Below are 23,553 nucleotides of genomic sequence, written 5' to 3' on the forward strand. Positions count from 1 at the left end.
TCTATAGCTGTTTTCTTGTTTGTACGTATTTGCCCGTGATCTTCCCATGCCCGTTATAGTTCAGGTTTTCATACGTACAGTTTCCCAAATCTTTTACAATTGATTTTTGTTGCAATACCCCCTTGAAGTAGAATTCATCAACTGTTTCGTTGGCCCGGTAGGATCGCTTGATTTCCGCTGTGAGTTGGTCATTTTGATCGAAGGTTTGGCGTAGTATATAATCACTTGTTTTCGGATCGCTATACGCATAACGGACCCGACTTTCCCTTTGATCATTTCTGCCCGACAGCTCTTCACTCATGCGATTCTGTTTGTCATAACTGTAAATGGTCCAATCTATCCGTTGGTATAAAAAATGAATGGATTCTCTTTTTACAACCTGGAGTTTGCTGTTCAAGTGGTCTATTGTCGCTGTTTGTAATGTTGGATCGTAGGAAACAATGGCGTTTGGGAGATAACGGTAAATGGTGCTGTTGCTCCATTTGCTGTTTTGAAGGTACTGTATGGAGTCGATAAGTCCGAACTGATTATAGCATCTTTTGCTGAAATAATTATTTCCGCCGGAAAGATTGTTGGATGTGAGCTCTTTGCCTTCTTCATATACAGTCGTCACAATTGCTCCAGTTTCCACCTCATTTTCATCGGAAAACTGCTGCATGACGTACGTGCCGTCACATTGATTTTTACGCTGACTGTAGTAAAGAGGGAGAGCTGTATTGGCGATAATAGCCGCTGCATATTGCCTGGATGGAATAAATTGCACTTGTGCAATGGAGTCAAAGAAATGTTGGGCATTATATTGTGACGAAGGATTCTTTGACGCAACTTGTGTGCTGTTGCTTAATATGGATTTGGCTGCTGCCACATAGGTATTACTATCGTATATGATCTTGGGTTTGCCTAAGCCATCAAACAAGATCATGGCATGACGTTGTTTCAATGACAATACATTGATGGTCCATTGTTGATTTTTAACGCTAAATGTAAGTTTTTTTGCATCGGTTTTTGTGACCAGTAACTTTGTTGTGCTAAAAGGTACTTGCTTGAAAATCGCAGCAGCATTTTTTTCGTGTAAACGCATGATAAAATCAGTTGATTTATCGGACTCATTGGTTACAAACAGAACTGCCTGTGTAGGGCTAGCTATTGTTAACGATTTTACTGTTTGCGATGCTGCAATGGGACTATATAACAGCAATATCAACAACTGAATGATAATCGGATAAATGTGCAGTTTCGCGTTATAATTCATTTGGGTCGATATTGCTGTTGTTGACTTTGCTATTTAATTTAATACTTCTTTCAAAAATAATAAGGTGTGCTCCCAGGCACGTTTGGCCATCACGGGATTATATTCCGCTGACTCGGGATTCGTAAACGTATGTCCAGAATTTGCGTAGGTAATTATTTGCCAGTCTGCTTTTCCTTCATTTAATTCCTTGACCAACCCATCGTAATCTTCTTTTGATACACTCTTATCGGCTGCAGGGTGCTCAATGAGTACTTTTGTTTTAATGGAACCATTGGGTCTATCGGCAGCTTTGGATAGGCCTCCGTGGATACTGATCACGGCATTGACGGGGAAGCCGGCTCTCGCCGCTTCTAATGCTCCTGAACCTCCAAAGCAATAGCCAATGATCGCAATTTTTGTCGGATCTGCGCCTTCTTTTTTCAGTTGTTCTAATGCGAGCTTGATGCGATGCTGATAAGCTTTATAGTCCGTCTTGTAGTGGCCTGCAATTTTCGAAGCTGCGGTGTTGTCCGCAGGAATATTTCCCTCACCGTAGATGTCGGCAATGAACGCGATGTAACCTTCTTTTTCAAGAAGCAATGCCGCTTGTTTCGCTTCGTTGTCAATTCCCTTCCACGCAGGAAGAATTAAGACAGCAGGGCCTTTTTTTGCCCTATTGGCGGTTACCATGCCGTTGAGTTTTTGTTCACCATCCTGGTAAGGAACCTGTTTTAATTGTTGGGCCTGCGTAGTCATCGTGACCATAGTAAGCATCAATAGTGTCATAACTGTTTTCATCTGTCAATAATTTGTTCCGCTCATTATTTTGTGTGATCAGAAATGAACCTAATTTGGAGTCCATCTCAACTAAATATAATTTTCAATGTACATTTTTTCCGCTGTCGTCAACCTGAAGTTACGACTTTATAGATTCAATAATACCAATAACATCGAGTTGTCCGAGACCTTTGTCGTGTGCTTTCCCGTAGGTATCGAGTAATGTCTTGAGGAGGGGATATTCGGCACCGGCTTGTTGCGCCAGTCGAATATCTTTCAGCATAAGATCTAGCGCGAAAGCAGGACTGTAGTTTTCTTCCATCAGTAAAGGCGTTTTGACTTTTGTTGCGCCACTGCCACTGGCACTATCATTGATGATTTCGAGCATATCACTCCGTTGAATTCCCAGTTTATCTGAAAATAAGATCGTCTCTGCGAGACCTTGATAGATCGTTGAAAGAAAATAGTTGATCGCAAGTTTGGCGGCAATTCCCTGGCCATTTTCGCCAACATGTTTGATCGACTTGCCCATCTGCTCGAGGTATGGCCGGGCGCGATGAAGATCCTCCTGTTCACCACCGACCATAATAATCAGGGTGCCCTCTGCCGCGGGCTTGGTACTGCCGGCCACAGGTGCATCTATAAATGCGGCTCCTTTTTCTTTGAGTTTGGATGCGATAGACAGGGTGAGTTTACGGGATATGGTACTCATATCGACAAATAATTTGCCCTTGATATCTCCTTGAAGGATTTTTTCATATACTTCACTGACAGCTTCATCATTGGTGAGCATGGAGAATACAATATCAGCATGTTCGACCAATTCGGCTATACCTTCTCTGATCATTGATTGTTCTTCAAAGCCCGCTGCTTTTGCACGGTTTCTATTATAAACAGAAAGGGGGAATCCTGCTTTTTCCAGGTTTTTAGCCATGGGGTGCCCCATGTTTCCTAATCCTATAAATCCTAATTTTTCTATCTTCATCTAAAATTACATTAATAGCTCTTGAAATTTACGTCTATTAAAGATACAAATGTTTTGGTCATTCCACTAATACCCTGATTTCGTTACGAAGGAGCACTATTTTATCTTCCTGTTCCAGTTTTTTTAAAATTCGGGAGACAACTACCCGGGATGTGTTTAGGTCAGAAGCAATATCCTGATGCGTAAGGGTAAGTATTCGGTCGTTGTTCAGCTTTACTTTGGCTTTCAGATATTGGATGATTCGTTCTTCCATATTGGAAAAAGCTAGACTATCAATAGCTTGTAACATTTCGTCCATACGGCTTGAATAGCTTGATATGATGAAATTTCGCCAAGAGGGGTATTTTCCCATCCAAAGGTTGACAAGCTCATTTGGAATCATGGCAACCGTTGTTGTTTTTTCTGCGAGGGCACGAATTTCACTTTTTTTATTTCCGAGACAACAGGCTATTGACATCGTACAGGTTTGACCTTTTTCCAAATAGTAGAGCAGCAGTTCGCCTTTGTCTTCATCTTCCCGGACAATTTTTATTGCTCCATCTAGGAGAAGGGGCATCGACTTGATGTATTGATTGGTATCAATGATGAGATCCCCCTCATGAAACGTTTTGATGTGTGCGTTTTTGGCTATTGCAGTAATTAACTCTGGCTCAAGAATGCCTGTATAAGCTTGTTGGATTGACAACATACGGTATTATTTTAGTTAAAGTTAATTATTTACGGGCTTATTTTATCCCCTGGGGGTGGAAAAGAATGTTGGTGGAAAAGAATGTTGGTGGAAATAATGTGTAGAAAGACCGGTTTTTTTGTGCTGTGTGTGGCGTATCCAGCAGCTAACATATAAAATCGTGAAATTCATAAATTTTGATTTATTCAAAACAGACAAAATGTTATTCTGATTATTTTTAGTGTTTTTTTAAGAATGTGATGAATGTGTTGTATTTATTTTATTTAATCTGTTTTTTTATTGCCTCTTTGTTTTAGAAGTAGCTGTTTTTCTGTGGAAGCTTAAAACTGATTTGTTTTGTATAGCGCTAGGGTCTGATAATCCTATTGTTAAAATTAGTTAAAAAGACAATCAATTCCTAATTTTGCGCCACAAAAACAAAACAATCACATCTAACATGAAAAAGTCTTTACTTTTTTTTGCCCTCGTTTTTGCTAGTTATAGTGCCGTTCATGGTCAAACAGCAAATACTAGTTCGGTTTCAGGAGTTGTCAAAGAAGCTACTGGACAAACGGTTAAAGGAGCAACCATTAAAATTACCCACATCCCAAGTGGACAAGTTGTAAGTGGCTCAGCCGATGCCCAAGGAAAATTTCAAATTTCAAATCTTCAAGAAGGAGGCCCCTACAAAGTAGAGGTAACTTACATTGGCGAAACGCCTGTTGTTTTCGAAAACATCATGCTGAAATCGGGGGAATCGTTGAATATCAATCCAATTTTTACGGCTGGATCTTCAACAAATTTGGATGAGGTTGTTGTTGTTGGTCATGGTGTTATTGATATTGCTGCGGGAAGAAAGACGCCGATTGCCGTTTCGACGATCCGTAAACAGGATTTAGAGGAAAGGGTAGGCGCACAGGATATTACTTCAGCACTAGCTAATACCCCGTCGGTTTATATCACTGGTCAGGCAAAAGGTTTTGGTGAGTCTTCTATGACAACACGTGGTTTTGATCAGTCCAATACCGCATTTTTGTTGAACGGTCAGCCGATCAATGGTATGGACAATGGAAGTGTATATTGGTCGAATTGGTCGGGACTTACAGATATTGCTTCTTTAGTGCAGATTCAACGTGGTTTGGGATCATCTAAATTAGCGATTTCATCTGTCGGCGGTACCGTAAATTACGTGACACAATCTACCGCAATGAAAGAAGGTGGTTTTGTCCGCACTACTGTTGGTAACGATATGTTTATGAAGGCAACAGTAGGTTACAATACCGGTCTGATGAAAAACGGTTTTGCTGTTTCGGCTATGTTTACGCAATGGTCAGGTAACGGTTATATGGATCATACGGAAGGTGCTGGACAAAGTTATTTCTTGTCCGTTGGATACAAAGCAAATGAAAAGCACAACCTGAACTTCATGGTAACCGGTGCACCACAGTGGCACAACCAAGGATATACCTCAAAATTGTCGAACTATCTCGCTAATGGCAGACGTTACAACGACAATTATAAGGATGCAAACGGCGTGATGATGAATGCACAAAAGAACTTTTATCATAAGCCGGTAGCCAACTTGAACTGGGATTGGACCATCGATGACAAATCATCTTTGTCAACTGTCGTTTATGCGTCGTTAGCTGCTGGCGGCGGTCAATCGTTAAGAAGTGATAAATACAACAAGGGCAAATATTTGGCTGCTGATGTGAACAATCATCAGTGGTTTGGTATAGTTTCCAATTATAACCGTAAGCTTTCAGAGTCCCTGAATTTTAATGTGGGTTTTGACGTGAGAGATTATAAGGGTACACATTATCGTAAATTGACAGATCCACTTGGAAATACAAATGGTGTTGTATTGGGCGGTAATGTTAATTTCCCTAATAAGCCATTGGTTACCAATACATACTCAACAAATCCTTGGAAAGCTTTCTCAAGCAAACCTGATTCGCGTGAAGATCGTTTAGCTTGGGATTACAATCAATACATCCGTTACGGGGGTCTGTTCGGTCAATTGGAATATGCGAAAAATGGCTTTACAGCGTTTTTCCAAGGATCGGTTTCCGAACAACAAAATAAACGTTCTGATTATTTTCAATACACACCAGGTAATGAGGATTCTAAAGACGTGAACAACTTTGGCTACAATACGAAGGGTGGTGTAAGTTATACATTGGGACATCATAGTGTTTTTGGTAATGCGGGGTACTATTCCCGTCAGCCTTATCAAAACAATATTTTCATGAATTTTGCAAATGATATTAATGAAAATGCTGAAAATGAAAAAATCCTTGGTTTAGAGGCTGGTTATAAATTTGCTTCTCGATTCTTGGATGTGAATGTGAATGTTTACCGCACAACTTGGGAAAACCGTGTTACGGGTAGTTCGAGTTTAGCGACGGCAGATGATGTGAAAAAATACAACCCAACAAATGATCCTGGTATTTTGGTCGAAGGTGCCTATTTATATACAACAAATTACGGTGTAAAACAGGTGCATAGAGGGGTAGAAGTTGATTTTGAGGCCCGCCCAATCGAAAAATTAAGCCTAACAGGGTTTTTATCGATAGGTGACTGGAAATACGATGGTGCAGTAAACTCTGTTATACGTAACGATAACCGCGTCGAATTGGGACGTTCTCAGGTTAACTTAACCGGTGAACATGTTGGTAACGCAGCGCAAACTTCTTATGGATTTGGTGCTAAATATAAAGTGTTTAAGGGTTTGTCTGTTGACGCAAACTACAGATATTATGAGCGTTTGTATGCATCGAATTATCGTAGAGAAGTAATAGATGGCCAAACTTATGGACGTTATATGAAATTACCGTCTTTTAATCTTTTGGATGCCGGTCTTTCTTACAATGTCAAAGTAAGTGACAAGAACAGCATGAGTTTCCGTGTTAACATGAACAATGTGTTGAATAAGTTCTATATTTCGGAAGCTACTTCGAGTAACTTGGTGACAGATGTGAACAATACTTGGAATGGTATTGATACTTCCAATTTTGTTTTGATCGGACAGGGTAGAACTTGGAATGCATCTGTGAAATTTACATTCTAATAAGATTTACGTCGAATACAAAAGGTCCACAATTATTTTGTGGGCCTTTTTTTGTTTTTTAATAAAAACTTAATAATTTTAGGTGATCTAATTGTCAACCTGATGTTGCATAAATTAATTTGTCTGGAAAATTTACAGATCGGTACTGTCCATTTTTCTGCTTTTGTTGTTAATTTGGATGGTGGAAATACAGGCTTTGCTTTATTTATTAACCAAGAAAATGACCCAATCTTTATTTTTCGAAAAGAAAAGAAAAATGAGGTATCTTTCCATGTAAATGAAGAGCAATTCTTTTGGATTGTAAAAAACAGCCAGTTTACACCAGGAGAACGTCAAGACTTTTTTGCTGAATTTGTTGAATTCCTGCGTTTGATGGAAGAGAAGGTTTCCAATTATGTTTTCAAAAAGGAAAAATTAATCAAATTTACAAATTCGAGGGATATTGTCCGCTATAAATACTTATACCTGACAGGTGAAATTAGTTGATAAGAATACCCGATTATAATACCTGATCTCCCGTTAGATTTCTTTTGTAATGAAATTTAGCTTAGTTTTGGGCATGAAGCATATGTTTTCAAATCTAGCTGTCATTCTACAAAACAATACTTTTGTGGAATCAGATTTTACACTGCCAGTACCCGTACTTCTTGCTAAGTTTTCTTTTTTACCTATTTCATCATTTTTTCCGGAAGCGAGTTCATCTTTTTCCGCTGATTGGTTAGACACCGTCCAACAGAGCGCGATTAGATCTACATTGGAAGGATTTAATGTCGGAATCAGTGGCGATGGTAATCCTGTCGCTTTACTTGAGCAGGCGATTGCTTTGACCAATCATGCACTTGCCTATAGCTATTTGGGGCTTTATTATTTTAAAATAGCGGCATATGACCAAGCTATTGCAACGTTTACAAGCGCAATCGAACAGTATAAAGAGGAGCCATTTTTTTATGCGAGCCGTTGTTTAGTTTATCGACTCATCGATGAAGACGAAGGTGCTTTCTATGATTATCAGATTGCCAAGAGACTGGATTTTAATTACCATAGCGTTTTGGAATGGCAGGAAAATCAAGCTGAATTAACGTATTTTGAAGCTGAAAATTTGGTCATACAAGAGCTGGAATCGAAGTCTAGGACGCTCAGTACTGACGAAATAAATTCATTGGGACTTGAATATGTTCATTGCTATAGCTATCTAAAAGCAATCGGTCTTTATTCTTCTGCTATTGCGGAATCCGACAACAAGGATAGCAACCTGTTTGTTTTTAGAGGAAGTTTGTACCTGAAATTGACCTGTTTTGAATTAGCATTGTCTGATTTCAATCAGGCTATTGCTCTTGATGAGAATCGTTCTGCCGCCTATATATTTCGTGCAAAAGTGTTTGAATCCTATCGTAATTACCAAAGTGCGCTGGAAGACTATGCCAAGGCGGAGGAAATAGATCGTGATTCATCGATCGTATACGAAGAAAGGGCATCTTTGTTTGAGCGGTTGGGAAATTTTGAGGAAGCATTATTGGATTTTGATCGCCTTGTTACGCTCAATCCGGAAGATTTTTATGTGTATTCATTACGAGCCGATTTGAATGAAAAGTTGGAGGATTTACCAGGCGCACTGGCAGATTACTCGAAAGCGATCGATTTGAATCCATATTATTCTGATTTGTATTCATATCGCGCAGCAATTCGTGAAAAATTGGGTGATCCTATCGGGGCAAAAGCCGACCTGGATAAATTCAATGAATTGGAAGATGAATAAAAAAAGTCCACCTTTTGGTGGACTTTTTATACCTACTGCTCTAACTAGAGCAGCCTTTATTTAATGATCCTTTTTATCTTATTGGAACGGGTAATAAGTTTGTGCAATTTGTCATAATCCTCCGTGGCAATAGAATCGTGCAGGGATTGAAGCTGCTTGATATGTTCTTCGAGCACTTCGAGTACATTTTCGCGATTTTGCTTGAAAATAGGTGTCCACATATCGGGCGAACTTTTGGCAAGACGTACTGTAGATTCAAATCCCGATCCTGCCAGCTCAAAGATACGTCCCTGAGATTTCTCTTTTTCCAATACCGTTAAGGCGAGGGCGAAAGAGGTCAGGTGGGAGATGTGTGATACATAAGCAGTATGTACATCATGTTCGTCCGCATTCATAAAACAGCTGCGCATCTCCAATTGGTCGGTGATGGCATCGGCGATTTCGAAAGCATCCTCATCCGTTTTAAATGCTTCGACATACACCATCATCTTGCCTTTGAATAAGCCTGCTATTGCAGCCTCAGGCCCCGAATACTCGGTTCCGGCCATGGGATGGGCTGCAACGTAACGCCCCCGGTTAGGGTGATCCTTGATTTTGTTGAGAATATTTGTTTTTGTCGATCCCATGTCAATGACGACCTGATCTGTAACCAAATCCAAGATTTGAGGAACAACATGTAAAATGGCATCGACAGGAATTGTGAGCACTAATACTTTACAGCTCTTAATCGCATCTTCTAAGCTTGCTGTTTCGTCAATGAAGCCGATGTGCATCGCTTTATCTAAGTTCTTTTGACTCTTATCTACACCGATAATTTTGTCGCAGAATTTTGTTTCTTTTAGGCGAATGGCAACTGAGCCGCCGATCAAGCCTACGCCTACAATGGCAATGTTCATATGTAAACAATTATATTAAGCGTATTTTTGTTCAAATGTTATACACCGAACGCTTTATACCCTGGTTGTTTGTCGATCAATTATTCTATCGATAATTTCAAAGCAGTTAAGCTGCCCCGATATCGAATGTCTTAGAAATTATCTTTAATGCGCTGGATTGATTCTTTGAGCACCTCTACTGTGGCACAGAGACTGATGCGTATATATTGATCGCCTTTGTCTCCGAAAATTCCACCCGGTGTAATAAATACCCGTGATTTGTCCAAAACAGCATCGCTCAGGGCATAACCATCCTTGTATTTTTCAGGGATGCGTGCCCATACAAATAGACCTACTTGGTCCTTTTGATAAGAACAGTCCAGCAAATCCATAATTTCATACACCTGTTGACGTCTTTCAGCATAAATTTTGTTTAGATCAGCATACCAGGAGGCATCAAGTTGTAAGGCTTTTGCCGCAGCCAGCTGAACAGGTAAAAACATACCTGAGTCCATGTTACTTTTGAAACGGAGTACTTGGTTTATACGTTCTTCGGCACCCACGAGCACACCAATTCGCCATCCCGCCATATTGGAAGACTTGCTCAGCGAATTCAACTCAATGGCTACATCTTTCGCGCCAGGGATACTCATAATGCTTCTTGGCGTATCTGTCAAAATAAAGCTATACGGATTATCGTGGCAAATCAGGATATTATACTCTTTAGCAAATTGAATCAGCTCTTGATAAAATGCATCGGGTGCTGAAGCACCTGTTGGCATATGAGGATAGTTTATCCACATCAATTTAACCTTTGACAAGTCTTGTTTTTTGAGCTCATTTAGATCGATAAGCCAATTTTTCTCTTGTGTAAGATTATAGGTGATCGCTTCAGCACCACTCAATCTCACTGCAGCAGCATAAGCTGGGTAGCCAGGATTGGGTATAAGCGCTTGGTCTCCTTCCTGAAGATAGGTCATACAGATGTGCACAATACCCTCTTTTGACCCTATTAAGGGTAATATTTCTGTATTGGGATTAAAAGTCGCGTTATAATAACGTTGATACCAATCTGCAACGGCTTGTCGTAGGGCGGGGGCGCCTTTATAATTTTGATAGCCATGCACATTTGGAAGTTGGGCATTCGTATTTAATGTCTCGATCACCTCCGGGTGTGGAGGCAAGTCTGGACTTCCAATTCCTAGGTTGATTACACGCGCTCCCTGTTTGTTCAACTCATCTATTTCTCTTAATTTTTTGGAGAAATAATATTCTTCAGTGTGCTGCAATCTTTTGGCAACGTCTATTTGCATTTTATTTTAATAAATTTGGTATTTGAATAAGGCTAAATTAGGGAATTATCTATTAAAAGGAGATTTTTTTATCGATTTTTCAAGCTGAACAAGCTGAATGCTTTATTCTTGCGATGCAACAATTTTATAGTCCCTTGCCAGGATATGTGCTTTTCTTGATTAATTTGTTATTTTTGTTCAATTTCCTCGTCAAAAATCTGGAAGTTAGAGGAGAGACCGACGAATTACTTTTGATGTAAAAGTAATTTGTCTTAGTTCAACATAAATGAAAACATATTTTAGGCTCTTATCGTTTGCTAAACCCATTGAGAAATTTGCAATCCCCTATGTAATTTGCACGCTGATCACGGTTGTTTTTAGCACGTTGAATTTGGCATTACTTGCTCCTTTACTCCATACACTTTTTAAAACCGGAAAAGAGGCTTGTGAAGCAGCTATTGAAGTCGTGAAACCTGAAGCGTACACAGATATTTTAGCTTGGTTCAATTACTATGCATCGATGGCAAATGAGCAGTTTGGTGCCTATGGCGCATTGCAAAGGGTCTGTATTGCAATTGTGATCTCCGTATTTATCAGTAATCTGTTTCGCTACTTCTGTCAACGCATTATGGAGAATTTCCGTATTCATACTTTGCTCAAATTGCGTAGAGCGGTATTTGACAGTGTAATGGATTTACATGTCGGTTATTTTACAGGACAACGAAAAGGAGATATTGTTTCTAAAGTTGCGTCTGATGTACAGGTCGTGCAGTATTCTGTGACGGGGACTTTACAGGTGGTTTTTAAAGAGCCCTTGCAATTGATCGCTTATATCGTGATGCTTTTTAATATCTCTGCGCAATTGACATTCTTTTCACTCTTGGTCATTCCCGTCTCTGCATTTTTTATTTCTAGAATCGTTAAGAATCTTAAAAGCCAAGCGCATGCGGCACAGGAATCGTATGGAAATATGATTTCCTATTTGGACGAAGCATTGTCTGGAATAAAAATTATCAAAGCTTTCAATGCCGTTTCATTTATTAAGAACAGGTTTCATAATGAGAACGAACGTTACGCCAATATCGGTCGTGCTATGGCTAAAAAACAACAGTTAAGTTCACCTGTGTCCGAATTGCTGGGGGTAATTATGGTGGCTATTATTCTTTTGTATGGCGGCCATTTGGTGCTTTCAGGTGACAAGAGTTTAACGGCGCCCGCATTTATTGCCTATATCGCTATTTTTTCACAGGTGATGCGTCCGGCAAAGGCGTTAACAGATTCTTTCAGCGGTATTCATAATGGTCTTGCTGCGGGTGAGCGTGTATTGGAACTTATCGATGAACGGACGGAAGTGAAAGATCGCGCCGACGCGAAGCTTGTGAAAAGCTTTGAGAAGAATATTGTCTTTAATCAGGTGAATTTTTCGTATACCAAAGATAAAGAGATTCTACAGAACATCGATTTGACTATAGAAAAAGGGAAGATTATTGCGTTGGTGGGACCTTCAGGTGGGGGAAAATCAACTTTAGTTGATTTAATTCCGCGTTTTATGGACGTTACTGGGGGGCAAATTTTGTTTGACGGTATTGATTTACGGGATTTAGACCAGGATTCTTTACGGGACATGATCGGTGTCGTCAATCAGGAGTCCATTTTGTTTAATGATACGATCTTCAATAATATTGCATTCGCTAATCTTTCTGCCAGTCAAGAGGAAGTAGAAGCCGCTGCACGGATTGCGAATGCGCATGAGTTTATTGTGAAAACGGAACAGGGGTATCAGACCAACATAGGTGATAGGGGCGGTAAATTATCTGGTGGCCAACGTCAGCGGATCTGTATTGCACGAGCTGTCTTGAAGAATCCACCGATCATGCTTCTTGATGAGGCGACTTCTGCTTTAGATACCGAATCTGAAAAATTGGTGCAGGACTCCTTATATAAATTAATGGACAATAGAACAACGGTTGTGATTGCCCATCGTTTAAGTACCATTCAGAATGCGGATAAAATTGTGGTTATTGAAGCCGGAAAGATCGTAGAAGCAGGTAGCCATAGTGAGCTGATACAGCAAGAAGGATTATACCGTAAATTAATCGAAATGCAACAATTTACAGATTAGGCTCCTTTTCTAAGAGCTATGTCAAATTAGTTGTTGTCACATTTTTTATTATAACTTTTGTTGCCTTTTCGGTACATTTGATTTAAGATAGGAGATACATTTAATGAACGCAATAGATAAATTGAATTTCTTGATTAACGATAAGAATTTAGCTGTCGAATTGAGAGATATAGCGGAGAAAGTTTTGCGAGAGGAGCGTATCACTTTTGAGGACGGCGTACTTTTGTATGAGAAAGGTGAGTTAGGCTACCTTGGTGTGCTTGCTAACTATATTCGCGAGAAACGCCATGGTGATCATACTTTTTTCAATCGTAATTTTCACATCGAGCCGACTAATGTCTGTGTATATGACTGTAAGTTCTGTTCGTATTCCCGCTTAATAAAAGAACGGGCTGAAGGTTGGGAGATGGAAGTCGACGGCATGATGGATATTGTGAAAAAGTACGACAAGGAGGCTGTTACTGAAGTTCATATCACCGGAGGGGTTGTTCCTAAGCAGAACCTCGAATTTTATGCCGATTTTTTTCGCAAATGTAAAGCACATCGTCCCGAGTTGCATATCAAAGGACTTACACCTGTAGAGTATTACTATATTTTCAAGAAAGCAAAATTGAGCCATTACGACGGATTGAAGTATCTGCAATCCTGCGGATTAGATTCTATGCCGGGCGGTGGTGCGGAAATCTTTCATCCAGAAGTCAGAGAGCAGATTGCACATGATAAATGCACAGCCGAACAATGGCTGGATATTCATGAGCAGGCGCATAAGCTGGGCATGCATACCAATGCAACCATGCTGTACGGCCATATAGAGCAGTTTTGGCATCGTGTCGATCATATGGAGCGCTTAAGACAGCTACAGGATAAGACTGGCGGTTTTCAGACCTTTATTCCACTAAAATTTAGAAACAAGGAGAATCAAATGTCCCATATTCCGGAGGTATCCGTTATTGAAGACCTCAGGAATTACGCGATCGCTCGAATTTACATGGATAATTTTGATCATATTAAAGCTTATTGGGCAATGATATCGAGAGATACGGCCCAGTTGTCCTTGGCTTTTGGGGTCGATGATATAGACGGAACACTGGATGATACGACAAAAATATACAGCATGGCAGGAGCAGAAGAGCAAAAACCGGGGATGACCACACAAGAGGTTGTCGAGCTGATAAAAAATGTTGGACGCCATCCGATTGAAAGAGATACCCTCTACAATGTGGTAACCGATTATAATGATGTTGTTTTTGATCAAGTTGATCAAAAGAAAAGCTATTACGCATTACCTGTTGTCAATTCATAACTCATATCGCACGTTGAAAAAGACATTTTATTTTATACGACACGGACAGACTGATCTAAATTTAAGAGGTATTGTGCAGGGGCGGGGTGTTAATTCCCCACTCAATAAAATGGGCATAGCTCAAGCTCAGGCTTTCTTTGATCGCTACAATACGGTGCCTTTTGATAAGATATATACCTCCACTTTATTGCGTACTCATCAAACTGTACAGGGGTTCATTGATTTGGATTTACCTTGGGAACAGCTTGTTGGTTTGGATGAAATAAGCTGGGGAGTTTATGAAGGAAAAGAACAAACACCGGAGTTGCTAGCTGGTTTTGAAAAATTGGTCGCAGCATGGCGCAATGGAGAATTGGATGTCAGTATCGAAAACGGAGAGTCTCCTCATGAATTAATGGCGCGTCAACAAATCGCCTTGGATCATATGCTCGCTCAGACAGATGAAAAAAACATATTAGTCTGTATGCACGGTCGTGCTTTACGGATTATGCTTTGTCTAATGACTGGTGTCGATGCCCGTTATATGGATGATTTCCCGCATACAAATACTGCTTTATATAAATTGCTGTATGATAATGGTCAATTTGAGATTGTAGACCATTACAATACCGCACACTTAGAAGCATTGATAAATGAATAAAATTAGAGTTTCTGCCGTATCGTATACCAATACTTATCCATTTTTGAATGGAATACGTAAATCGAAAGTGATGGAGCAAATCGACTTGAGCGTCGATTATCCAAGTGCCTGTGCACAGAAAGTAATCGACGATCAAGCTGATATCGGGATTATACCGACAGCTGCCTTATTAAGTCTACCCGAGTACTATATTAATACCGATTTTTGTATCGGCACGGAAGGTGCTGTCGATTCTGTCTTTATTTTTGCCAATAAACCTATTGAAGAGGTAAAAACTTTACGTTTAGATAAGCAATCGCGCACTTCAAATGGTTTAGCACGTGTATTGATAAAAAATTATTGGAAAAAGGATGTAGAATTGGTCACTGATGAATCTATAGAGCCAGATGCCTATGTTTTAATTGGGGATCGTACTTTCGGTAAGAAGAATGCAGTACCCTATGTTTATGATTTGGGGGAAGAATGGTTTAACTTCACCGGATTACCTTTCGCTTTTGCCTTATGGGTAAGTAACAAAAAACTTCCCGACTCTTTTGTAGAGGAATTCAATGAAGCTTTAGCGTATGGCGTTGAACATGCAACCGATGTGATAGCCGGTCTCCCAGAATTTGAGGACTTTGATTATACCAAATATCTGACAGAGCATCTTAATTTCCATTTGACAGCCAAGAAGCGCGAAGCTGTGCAATTGTATCTCCGGTATTTAAAAGAATTGGATTAACCTGGGGGCGCTTGGCCTGAACAGGAACGATGACATACCCTGAAAAATTTTAAATCAGAATCGCCAGGTAAGCCTTACACGGTATTGTGAAGGCTTACCTGGCGATTGATTTCCAAAGAAGAAAATACAAGAATTGAAGCCACCGTTTTACACTTGAATTCCAATTAACCAATGTTTTGGACCTTTAAGTACGTCCAATTTTTACTTTACGTCCTTTGATTTTTTGCCCATTTGCCTTGTTGATAATAAAAGGAGCAAGCTTTCTTTTAACGGCGACATAAGCGACCTTATCTTTCACTTCTATTATACCAATGTCGTCTTTTTCAACACCTTCCAAATGCAGGAGAAAACCTACAATGTCAATTTTATTGACTTTGTCTTTTCTTCCAGCACTAACATAAAGTGTGGCGAAAGGTGAATTTTCAGGAAGATCATAGTATTCGGGAAATTCCTCTTCAGGTATTTCCTCCGCTATATAGGGATACGCTTCTTCCGGCTTTAAGATGACATAGACATCACCCTTTGCCTGCATACGCGCAGTACGTCCATTGCGATGAATAAAGCCATCTTCTTTATGCGGTAGCTGATAATGAATAATGGCATCAACTTCGGGGATATCCAGCCCTCTTGCAGCCAAATCGGTCGTGATCAAAACATTGTTGGAATGATTACGGAATTTGAGAAGCGCCAGTTCACGATCTTGCTGTTCAAGTCCGCCATGAAAGGTGTCGTGAATAATATTGCGATTATCCAGTAGTTCGCTGATGTGATCGACGGCATCGCGATGGTTACAGAAGATAATCATTTTTTTCGTCCCAATCTTGCAGATAAGTTTTAGTAGTGCCTCCAATTTCTTTTGAACAGGGGCAACTACTTTTTTAATTGTAATGCGGGGTATATTTTGTGAATTATTCAAAAAATCGACAAGAATAGGCTCCTCTATCTGTGTAAAAGGAGGAATTGCATCCATCATCGTTGCAGAAGTCAATATCCGCGATCTGATGGCCGGTATATGTCGAATAATAAAATCCATTTGTTGCTGAAATCCCAGTTCCAACGATTTATCAAATTCGTCTAGCACGAGGGTATGAATACCGGAAGGATCAAAATTTCCTTCTTCGATATGTTGTTTTATGCGTCCTGGAGTTCCTATAATAATTCCGGGAGCATCCTTGAATTCATTTTTTTCAATACGGGTACTATGACCGCCATAGGCACAGGTGACTTTGTGGCCAGTGGCTACCTTGCGAAGCACTTGCTCTATCTGTAAGGCCAGTTCGCGGGTCGGCACTAAGATCAGTACTTGAACCTCCCGAACGATTTCCTTCAGTTGCTCTAAAATGAGCAATGAAAAGGCCAAGGTTTTGCCAGATCCTGTGGGTGAAAGTAAGATGAAATCATGATCTTTTTGGTACGATTCCACTACTTTTTCTTGCATCTCATTTAAGGATGAGATACCTAATTTATTTAAAATAGCTTCTAGCTGCATTCAGCAAAAATACAAAATACCGCTATTTTGAAAGGAACAAACTCGAATGAAAATTTTTTAGGCATTTTATGCTCAAAAAAACAAGGTAATCAGTTTATAAAAGATGATTACCTTGCCTTGATTTGTATCGGTATACTGAAAAACTCGGTATAGTTGCCGAGTTATTAATTTTCCATAAGTATTGTTTTATAGGATATCAATACCTTCTTGTCTTAATGTTTCTTTTTTGTCCTCTTCCCAGATACTGACTTGGACTTCTCCAATATGTTGTTTTTTGAGCATAAACATACAGACACGGGATTGTCCGATTCCACCGCCCATAGATTCCGGCAATTGATCATTGAGAAGCATGCTATGGAAAGTCAGTTTGGATTTTTCAGTGCAATTTCTGATTTCCATTTGATGTGCCAAAGCGGTTTTATCGACGCGAATCCCCATGGAAGAAAGCTCAAAGGCTGAATTTAAGACGGGGTTCCATACGAGAATATCTCCATTCAATCCTTTGTGTCCAGCCTCATTTGCAGTACTCCAATCGTCGTAGTCTGCTGCGCGACCATCGTGTGCAACACCATTGCTGAGTGCCCCGCCGATACCATATAAAAATACTGCACCATATTCTTTTGTGATGGTATTTTCACGTTCTTTTGCACTTAGATTAGGATATTTTTGCAGTAGTTCTTCTGCTGCAATAAATGTAATGGTTTCTGGGAGAATAGCTTTTATCTGTGGATACTTGCTTTCAACCTGTTGTTCTGTATAGCGTAATGCATCGTAAATTTTTAATACGGTATCTTTCAGTAAGGCCAAAGTACGTTGATCTTTATCGATTACTTTTTCCCAATCCCATTGGTCTACATATATCGAATGAATAGGGGTGTAATCTTCATCAGGACGCAGTGCTTTCATGTCTGTCACGATGCCTTCCCCGGGTAACATTTCAAGTTCTTTTAAACGGACTCTTTTCCATTTTGCCAATGAATGTACGACGACAGCCCTTTTTTCATTCAATGATTTAATCGGAAATGATACCGGGCGCTCAATTCCATTTAAGTCATCATTTAATCCTGTGCCGTCTAAAACCACCAATGGCGATGAGATCGGAATTAAGTTTAATGCTTTCTTTAGTTGTTGGACAAATGTATCTTTAACGAAGCTGATAGCAACTTCGGTATTTAAAAGTTTTCTTCCCTCCATATGAGTTAAATGAAATACCATGTGCGGATTGATACGCATGGTTTTATTTTTTATTCAGTTATTTCCTACAAAAGTATGAAAATATCACTGGTTAATCTGTTTGGTTGTGATTTTTAATATTTATCCATTAAAAAGTTGAAAAAATAAAAAAATTCTAACAAAATGAAGGTAGGTCAATATTTAATTATAAAACTAATAATTTGTTGGTGCAACTAAAAGTGTTTGGTTACTTACTAAAAGAGCCCTGAATATTTCAGGGCTCTTTTATTTATGGTGGATCGACGTGATTGATTAAACGGAGAAACTTTCGCCGCATGCACAGGTCCGGCTCGCATTAGGGTTATGGAATTCAAAACCTTTTCCGTTCAAACCATCGGAATAATCCAGTTCTGTACCTGCTAGGTATAAAAACGATTTTATATCCAAACAGACCTTCACGCCTTTATCTTCGAAAAATTGATCACCTTTTTTTTCTTCGTTATCGAAGTTCAGCTTATAACTCAAGCCCGAACAACCGCCACTTTCCACAGCAACACGCACAAAGTAATTGCTGTCATATTGCTCATCCTTCATGATTTCCTCGATACGAGTTTTTGCTTTGTCAGTAACTGTAATCATAGTAATATCCTTTGTATAGCACAAAGATACATACAATCTTGTTATATTTCGCCTGTTATAAAGTTTTTAGAATGTCATAAATTAATCGATCAGGCCAGCTTTGAAAAGTTGCCAGATGGGGGATTGATCGCGGATTTTGCGAACCGCATCTGTGACCAATTGAGCGCATTGTATAATATCCTCTTGAGTCGTAAATATGCTTAAGCTAAAGCGAATGGCCGATAATGCATCTTCTTTGGAAACATTCATAGCCATTAAAACATGGGACGGTTCTCTGGACCCGGTTACACAGGCTGAGCCCGAGGAAAGGGCCAAAGCAGGACAGGCAGTCATTATTTCGCTGGCTAGGATGTGTTTAAAACTGATGTAACTGGTGTTGGGTAGGCGGGGTACATTTTTTCCATGAATGATGATTTCAGGAATATCACCTAAAAGTTCTTCCAATAGATCGCGGTTTCGTTCGACCGTATCATAATATGCTGGATTAATCAGAGACAGGGCTTTTCCAAAGCCGACGATAGCTGGAACGTTGTACGTACCGCCTCTAAATCCGCTTTCCTGACCACCGCCTACAAGCAGCGGAGCAATCTGAATCGGCTTCGATTTGCGACGGATGTATAAGGCACCGACTCCCTTCGGGCCATGAAGTTTATGCGCGCTCAGGCATAAAAGGTCAATCGGGACTTTTTGTAGATCAATGTTGATTTTTCCAACAGCCTGCGTTGCGTCACAGAAAAATAAGATGTCTTTCTCTGTACAAATAGTAGCGATTTGAGTTAGCGATGTGCATACTCCTGTCTCGTTATTTGCCGCCATGATGCAAACGAGTATGGTCTGGGAACTCATTGCATTTTTCAAGTCGTCGATATTGATCATTCCTTGTGCATCGACGGGTAGATAGCTGATCTGCGCTCCTTTTTTCGTCAATTGTTCACAGCAACTTAGGACAGCTTTGTGTTCTGTTGAAACGGTGATAATATGATTTCCTTTGGATTGATATTTGTCAAATATGCCGCAGATTACGGTATTAATACTTTCTGTTGCACCTGAATTGAAAAATAGTTCTTTTGGTGAACAATTCAGCACTTCAGCTATTTGCGCTCTAGCCAGTTGGACGGCGGCATTGGCTTCACGCCCCATTTGGTGATAAACACTAGATGCATTCGCATAGTTTTGGATGAAGTAGGGGGTCATGGTATTCCATACTTCATCCAAAATTCGCGTTGTTGCGTTGTTGTCCAAATAAATGATATCCTTCATCAGGATAAAGATAAGGATAATGAAGGTTATGCTGAAGCCTTCACATCAACTTCCTTTTTTTTGACATTTGGATCATATCTTAAGCCCGGGGTCAACCAATACATCAGTATGATACGGGAATAACGGTAGTTGAATGGCGACATTAAAACAACGCTCATGATAGCAACGGTTGCATAGAGTATAAAAGAAGAGTCATTGCCTGTCAGGATATAGGTTGCCATACAAGCCGTAACCATTTCTGCAATGGAGAAAGCATAGGTAACATACATGGCACCATAAAAATAACCTGGTTCACGCTCGTAACGAAGTCCACAGTATTCGCAATGGCTATTCATTTTTTGTACTTTAAGACCATAGGCAGGACCTTGGTATACATGGCCGATCCGGCATCTTGGACATTTCGCTTGCCATGCAGCTTTAAATTCAGATAATTCGTATTTAACCTCTTCCATAGTTATAGTTGTTTTCTGAACTCTTCTGGTGTGAGCCCAGCGGATTTTTTGAAAAATTTAGTAAAGTATGAGTTGTCATTGAATTGCAGCTCATCTGCAATCTCATTGATATTTAAGTTTCGATTGACCAATAGTCGCTTCGCTTCGAGTACAATCCGGTTTCGTATAATTTCACCTGCTGATTGTCCGATGTAGGATTTGCAGATCGCATTCAGATGATTGGGTGTAATAAATAACTGATCTGCGTACACACTGGGCAATTTGGTAGATCTGAATTGCTGTTCAACCAATTGCTGAAAACTATTGAATATTTTGTGATTATATGGCGTACTGTGCTCTTGATGATCTTTTTCTGTAGAAATTGAGATATACAATATAAATTGGAGCAGAAGTGTACGGATATAGTCTTCCGTTTGACCTGCCGCTTTTGCGGAAGCAATTTGTTCAAGAATGTGAATAGCCTGCTTGCGAAATTGTTCCGCAATAACAAAAATAAGCTGCTCAATTTTACCCTGTAAGAAGCTGAAGCGTTCCAGGTAATCGGTTCTTAAGAGAAAAGACTGAAAATAGTCAATGGAAAAATTGACAACATAGCCTTCTTCGTCACCTGTAAAGTTCCAGGTATGAACTTGACCTGGTACCATAAAATAGATTTGATAAGGTTCAATGTTGTAATGATTGAAATCAATAATGTGTTCTCCTGAGCCCTTGGTGAATAGCACAAAATGGAAAAAATTATGTTTGTGAGGAAACACCATATCCTGATGCTTGATGATATATTCTTTTAGATCATCAATATGAATCGTTGTTTTGTTATTGAGATCAATGCTACAACTATCAATAATCGGAATGGTATTTTTTCTATTCATATAGCAAAATTACGCTAAATATTCTTTTAATAGTGGTGTTTATTTGGTCTTTTATGGTGTTTTTCAATGATTTTTATATTTTGATAGGGTATCTGATATGTTGGAACAATCCTTGTGCGTAGAGGTTTAAAATATATTTTATAACATGGAAAGTAATTTAAATAGTTTGGGGAGTAGATTTGGTCGTTTGACCGATATTGTCATTGAGTCAATTCCGGGGATTATAGGGGGAATTATCCTATTGATTCTTGGGAAATATGTGATCAATTTTGTAGATCGCTTATTACATAAACGTTTCGAAAAGAAGAATGTAGATCCCTCTATTCGGGCATTTATCTCCAGTATTGTAAAGATCGTCATGTGGGTGATGTTGCTCCTCACCGTCGCAAGTCAGATTGGAATACAGACAACTTCTTTTATTGCTGCTTTATCCGCCTTTGGGTTGGCCGTTGGTATGGCGCTGCAGGGAAGTCTGAGTAATTTTGCCGGCGGAGTGCTGATTTTGATGTTTAGACCATTTGAGGTAGGGGATTCCATCTCGAGTGCAAATGGTACCGCAGGTACTGTAGAGAGGATTGATATCTTGTATTCCACTTTAATAGGCGATGATGGTGTACGTGTTTTTAGCCCAAATGGCCCTTTGGCCAATTCGGTTATTAAAAACTATACGAAAATTGTGCAACGCATGTTTGAATATACCATCAGTATCTCTTATGATAAAAATGTGAAAGAAGCGAAAGATATTATATTAAGAGTTCTCCGTTCGAATGAAAATGTGTTGACAACTCCAGAGCCAACTGTTTTTATCAAAGAATTGGGAGACAGTGCCATGGTTTTAACCGTTCGTGCGTGGACGAAAAGAGAGCATTATGTCGCTGCTCGAAACTCAATGCAGGAAAAGATTATGTTGGAGCTGGAAAGGAACGATATTAGTTTATCTTCCAATCCGACACAGATTAGCATTGTTTCGAATTCAAGCGACCTAGGGACTGCAAAAGCTTAGTCCTGATCTGTTCCCAAGGCGTGTAAAAGGACAAAGTACCGGTAGGCAATGATAGCCTGCTGGTACTTTTTTAATTTCAAGGGATCCATCTTACCATATTTTGGTAAGATGGCTTTATTTAAGCTGTTTAAAATCTGAAAAAATCTTCGTTTCATTGATATACCTCTTTATTGATAATCTGCGGCATTTTTTCGCCTTTAATTGCTGCCAGTAAGTTACTGGCGGCCATCATTGCCATATTATCCCGCGTTTCTTCTGTAGCAGACCCGATGTGTGGCAGTACACAGACATTTTCCATATTTAACAGTGGATTTTTCGGATCCATCGGTTCAGGATTTGTCACATCAAGTCCGGCACCCCATAGTTGGCCAGTCTCTAGAGCTTCTGTTAGATCTATTTCATTGACCAATCCGCCTCTGGCGGTATTAATCAATATAGCGGAGTTTTTCATGCGCGCAAATGTCATTTTGTCAAACCGGTTTTTAGTCTCCGCTGTCAACGCCGCATGGATTGAAAGGACATCGCTCCGCGTGAGCAGATCGTCGAAATTCACATATCGTGCGCCAAGAATTTGCTCTGCTTCCTCATTACGGCTCCGATTGTAATAGATAATATCCATGTTATACGCTGCTTTGGCTTTTCTCGCGAATTCAAAGCCAATTCGTCCCAGTCCATAAATACCCAGTGTTTTGTTGTTGAGCTCGATGCCTAGGTTTGCCGTTGGATCAAAACCTTTCCATTCGCCCTGCAAAATTCTCTTGTGGTTGAAAAATGCCTTCCGCGATACCGATAGCATTAAAAGGAATGCGACATCAGCTGTTGCTCCCGAAAGTATGCCTGGCGTATTGCTTACAGGTATTCCATGCTGTGTTGCGGCAGCGATATCCACATTGTCATAGCCGACACTCATGAGGGATAGGGCTTTAAGGTTTGGGCAGTTTTGGAAAAAATTAGCATCAAACTTTTGCATCCCACCATTGAGCACGTAATCGGCCTGTTGGCTCGCTTCGATAAGCTGCCTTTCGGATAGGGGATCAGCTGAATCGTGTATCGTTAGATCGTGACCGGCAGATTTTAATAAATCTATACCTTTTTGTGGTATTTTTTTAGTGATAAATATCTTCATGCAAATAGCTGTTCTTTAGCTTTCTTGTGATTGATTTTGGTAAACCAATTTGTGTTTTCTTCTAGTCAAAATTAATGATCACTCATCGCTATAACAACAAAAA

22 protein-coding genes are annotated in these 23,553 nt (G+C 39.8%); 8 read left to right on the top strand and 14 right to left on the bottom strand.

What is annotated here, in order from left to right; genetic code table 11:
• Position 1 precedes the first annotated feature (1 nt).
• The 4 genes from B3600_RS16570 to B3600_RS16585 form a co-directional block, all read right to left on the bottom strand.
• Positions 2 to 1,252, bottom strand: coding sequence for a hypothetical protein (locus B3600_RS16570; protein WP_286753738.1), 1,251 nt, complete (start codon positions 1,250 to 1,252; stop codon positions 2 to 4).
• A gap of 33 nt (positions 1,253 to 1,285) precedes the next feature.
• Positions 1,286 to 2,029, bottom strand: a complete 744-nt coding sequence (locus tag B3600_RS16575) for a dienelactone hydrolase family protein (RefSeq protein ID WP_286753739.1) — start codon at positions 2,027 to 2,029, stop codon at positions 1,286 to 1,288.
• Positions 2,030 to 2,147: 118 nt separating this feature from the next.
• Complete coding sequence (locus tag B3600_RS16580) at positions 2,148 to 2,993, bottom strand: NAD(P)-dependent oxidoreductase (RefSeq protein ID WP_286753740.1); 846 nt, start codon at positions 2,991 to 2,993, stop codon at positions 2,148 to 2,150.
• Positions 2,994 to 3,051: 58 nt separating this feature from the next.
• Positions 3,052 to 3,681, bottom strand: coding sequence for a Crp/Fnr family transcriptional regulator (locus B3600_RS16585; protein ID WP_070567849.1), 630 nt, complete (start codon positions 3,679 to 3,681; stop codon positions 3,052 to 3,054).
• 436 nt (positions 3,682 to 4,117) lie between these two features.
• Between B3600_RS16585 and B3600_RS16590 the strand changes: the two genes are divergently transcribed.
• The 3 genes from B3600_RS16590 to B3600_RS16600 all read left to right on the top strand — a co-directional run bounded on the left by B3600_RS16590 (position 4,118) and on the right by B3600_RS16600 (position 8,486).
• Complete coding sequence (locus B3600_RS16590; RefSeq protein WP_112376103.1) at positions 4,118 to 6,730, top strand: TonB-dependent receptor; 2,613 nt, start codon at positions 4,118 to 4,120, stop codon at positions 6,728 to 6,730.
• Between the two features lie 102 nt (positions 6,731 to 6,832).
• Positions 6,833 to 7,216 (top strand): hypothetical protein, encoded by a 384-nt coding sequence (locus tag B3600_RS16595; protein WP_088162243.1) that lies wholly within the window; start codon positions 6,833 to 6,835, stop codon positions 7,214 to 7,216.
• A 49-nt stretch (positions 7,217 to 7,265) separates the two neighbouring features.
• Positions 7,266 to 8,486, top strand: coding sequence for a tetratricopeptide repeat protein (locus B3600_RS16600; RefSeq protein ID WP_286753741.1), 1,221 nt, complete (start codon positions 7,266 to 7,268; stop codon positions 8,484 to 8,486).
• 56 nt (positions 8,487 to 8,542) lie between these two features.
• On the opposite strand, the gene B3600_RS16605 is transcribed toward B3600_RS16600, so the two are convergent.
• The gene (locus B3600_RS16605; protein ID WP_286753742.1) at positions 8,543 to 9,382 is read right to left on the bottom strand and encodes a prephenate dehydrogenase; all 840 of its coding nucleotides are present in this window, start codon (positions 9,380 to 9,382) and stop codon (positions 8,543 to 8,545) included.
• 131 nt (positions 9,383 to 9,513) lie between these two features.
• Positions 9,514 to 10,674: a pyridoxal phosphate-dependent aminotransferase gene (locus tag B3600_RS16610; RefSeq protein WP_120332598.1), complete on the bottom strand. Its 1,161-nt coding sequence runs from the start codon at positions 10,672 to 10,674 to the stop codon at positions 9,514 to 9,516.
• A gap of 265 nt (positions 10,675 to 10,939) precedes the next feature.
• Here B3600_RS16610 and B3600_RS16615 point away from each other — a divergent pair, with 265 nt between their 5' ends.
• From B3600_RS16615 to B3600_RS16630, 4 genes are all read left to right on the top strand, one after another.
• Positions 10,940 to 12,775 carry an ABC transporter ATP-binding protein gene (locus B3600_RS16615; RefSeq protein WP_286753743.1) on the top strand — a complete coding sequence of 612 codons (1,836 nt, stop codon included), beginning with the start codon at positions 10,940 to 10,942 and terminating at the stop codon, positions 12,773 to 12,775.
• Positions 12,776 to 12,878: 103 nt separating this feature from the next.
• Entirely contained in the window at positions 12,879 to 14,078 is a 1,200-nt protein-coding gene (gene mqnE, locus B3600_RS16620) for an aminofutalosine synthase MqnE (protein ID WP_070567833.1), read from the top strand.
• Between the two features lie 13 nt (positions 14,079 to 14,091).
• The gene (locus B3600_RS16625; RefSeq protein WP_286753744.1) at positions 14,092 to 14,718 is read left to right on the top strand and encodes a histidine phosphatase family protein; all 627 of its coding nucleotides are present in this window, start codon (positions 14,092 to 14,094) and stop codon (positions 14,716 to 14,718) included.
• Positions 14,711 to 15,439 (top strand): menaquinone biosynthetic enzyme MqnA/MqnD family protein, encoded by a 729-nt coding sequence (locus B3600_RS16630; RefSeq protein ID WP_070567831.1) that lies wholly within the window; start codon positions 14,711 to 14,713, stop codon positions 15,437 to 15,439. The genes B3600_RS16625 and B3600_RS16630 overlap by 8 nt, the downstream gene beginning before the upstream one ends.
• A gap of 184 nt (positions 15,440 to 15,623) precedes the next feature.
• Here the strand turns inward: B3600_RS16630 and B3600_RS16635 are convergent, their stop codons facing one another.
• The 6 genes from B3600_RS16635 to B3600_RS16660 form a co-directional block, all read right to left on the bottom strand.
• Positions 15,624 to 16,877, bottom strand: coding sequence for a DEAD/DEAH box helicase (locus B3600_RS16635; RefSeq protein WP_236560235.1), 1,254 nt, complete (start codon positions 16,875 to 16,877; stop codon positions 15,624 to 15,626).
• A 237-nt stretch (positions 16,878 to 17,114) separates the two neighbouring features.
• Positions 17,115 to 18,122, bottom strand: coding sequence for an aspartate--ammonia ligase (gene asnA / locus B3600_RS16640; protein WP_286753745.1), 1,008 nt, complete (start codon positions 18,120 to 18,122; stop codon positions 17,115 to 17,117).
• 291 nt (positions 18,123 to 18,413) lie between these two features.
• Complete coding sequence (locus B3600_RS16645) at positions 18,414 to 18,740, bottom strand: HesB/IscA family protein (RefSeq protein ID WP_046675441.1); 327 nt, start codon at positions 18,738 to 18,740, stop codon at positions 18,414 to 18,416.
• Between the two features lie 81 nt (positions 18,741 to 18,821).
• On the bottom strand, positions 18,822 to 20,000 hold the full coding sequence (locus B3600_RS16650) for a cysteine desulfurase family protein (RefSeq protein WP_286753746.1): 1,179 nt from the start codon (positions 19,998 to 20,000) through the stop codon (positions 18,822 to 18,824).
• A gap of 26 nt (positions 20,001 to 20,026) precedes the next feature.
• Positions 20,027 to 20,452: a DUF983 domain-containing protein gene (locus B3600_RS16655; RefSeq protein WP_046675442.1), complete on the bottom strand. Its 426-nt coding sequence runs from the start codon at positions 20,450 to 20,452 to the stop codon at positions 20,027 to 20,029.
• Between the two features lie 2 nt (positions 20,453 to 20,454).
• Positions 20,455 to 21,321, bottom strand: coding sequence for an AraC family transcriptional regulator (locus B3600_RS16660; protein ID WP_286753747.1), 867 nt, complete (start codon positions 21,319 to 21,321; stop codon positions 20,455 to 20,457).
• Positions 21,322 to 21,466: 145 nt separating this feature from the next.
• Here B3600_RS16660 and B3600_RS16665 point away from each other — a divergent pair, with 145 nt between their 5' ends.
• Positions 21,467 to 22,324 (top strand): mechanosensitive ion channel family protein, encoded by an 858-nt coding sequence (locus B3600_RS16665; protein WP_070567825.1) that lies wholly within the window; start codon positions 21,467 to 21,469, stop codon positions 22,322 to 22,324.
• Here B3600_RS16665 and B3600_RS16670 read toward each other — a convergent pair.
• Both B3600_RS16670 and B3600_RS16675 read right to left on the bottom strand, forming a co-directional pair.
• Positions 22,321 to 22,479 (bottom strand): hypothetical protein, encoded by a 159-nt coding sequence (locus B3600_RS16670; protein ID WP_172462497.1) that lies wholly within the window; start codon positions 22,477 to 22,479, stop codon positions 22,321 to 22,323. The genes B3600_RS16665 and B3600_RS16670 overlap by 4 nt on opposite strands.
• Positions 22,476 to 23,450 carry a 2-hydroxyacid dehydrogenase gene (locus tag B3600_RS16675; protein ID WP_112376107.1) on the bottom strand — a complete coding sequence of 325 codons (975 nt, stop codon included), beginning with the start codon at positions 23,448 to 23,450 and terminating at the stop codon, positions 22,476 to 22,478. The genes B3600_RS16670 and B3600_RS16675 overlap by 4 nt, the downstream gene beginning before the upstream one ends.
• Between the last annotated feature and the right edge of the window lie 103 nt (positions 23,451 to 23,553).

The sequence above is a fragment of the Sphingobacterium sp. UBA2480 genome (assembly GCF_002341965.1).
GTDB lineage: Bacteria > Bacteroidota > Bacteroidia > Sphingobacteriales > Sphingobacteriaceae > Sphingobacterium > Sphingobacterium multivorum.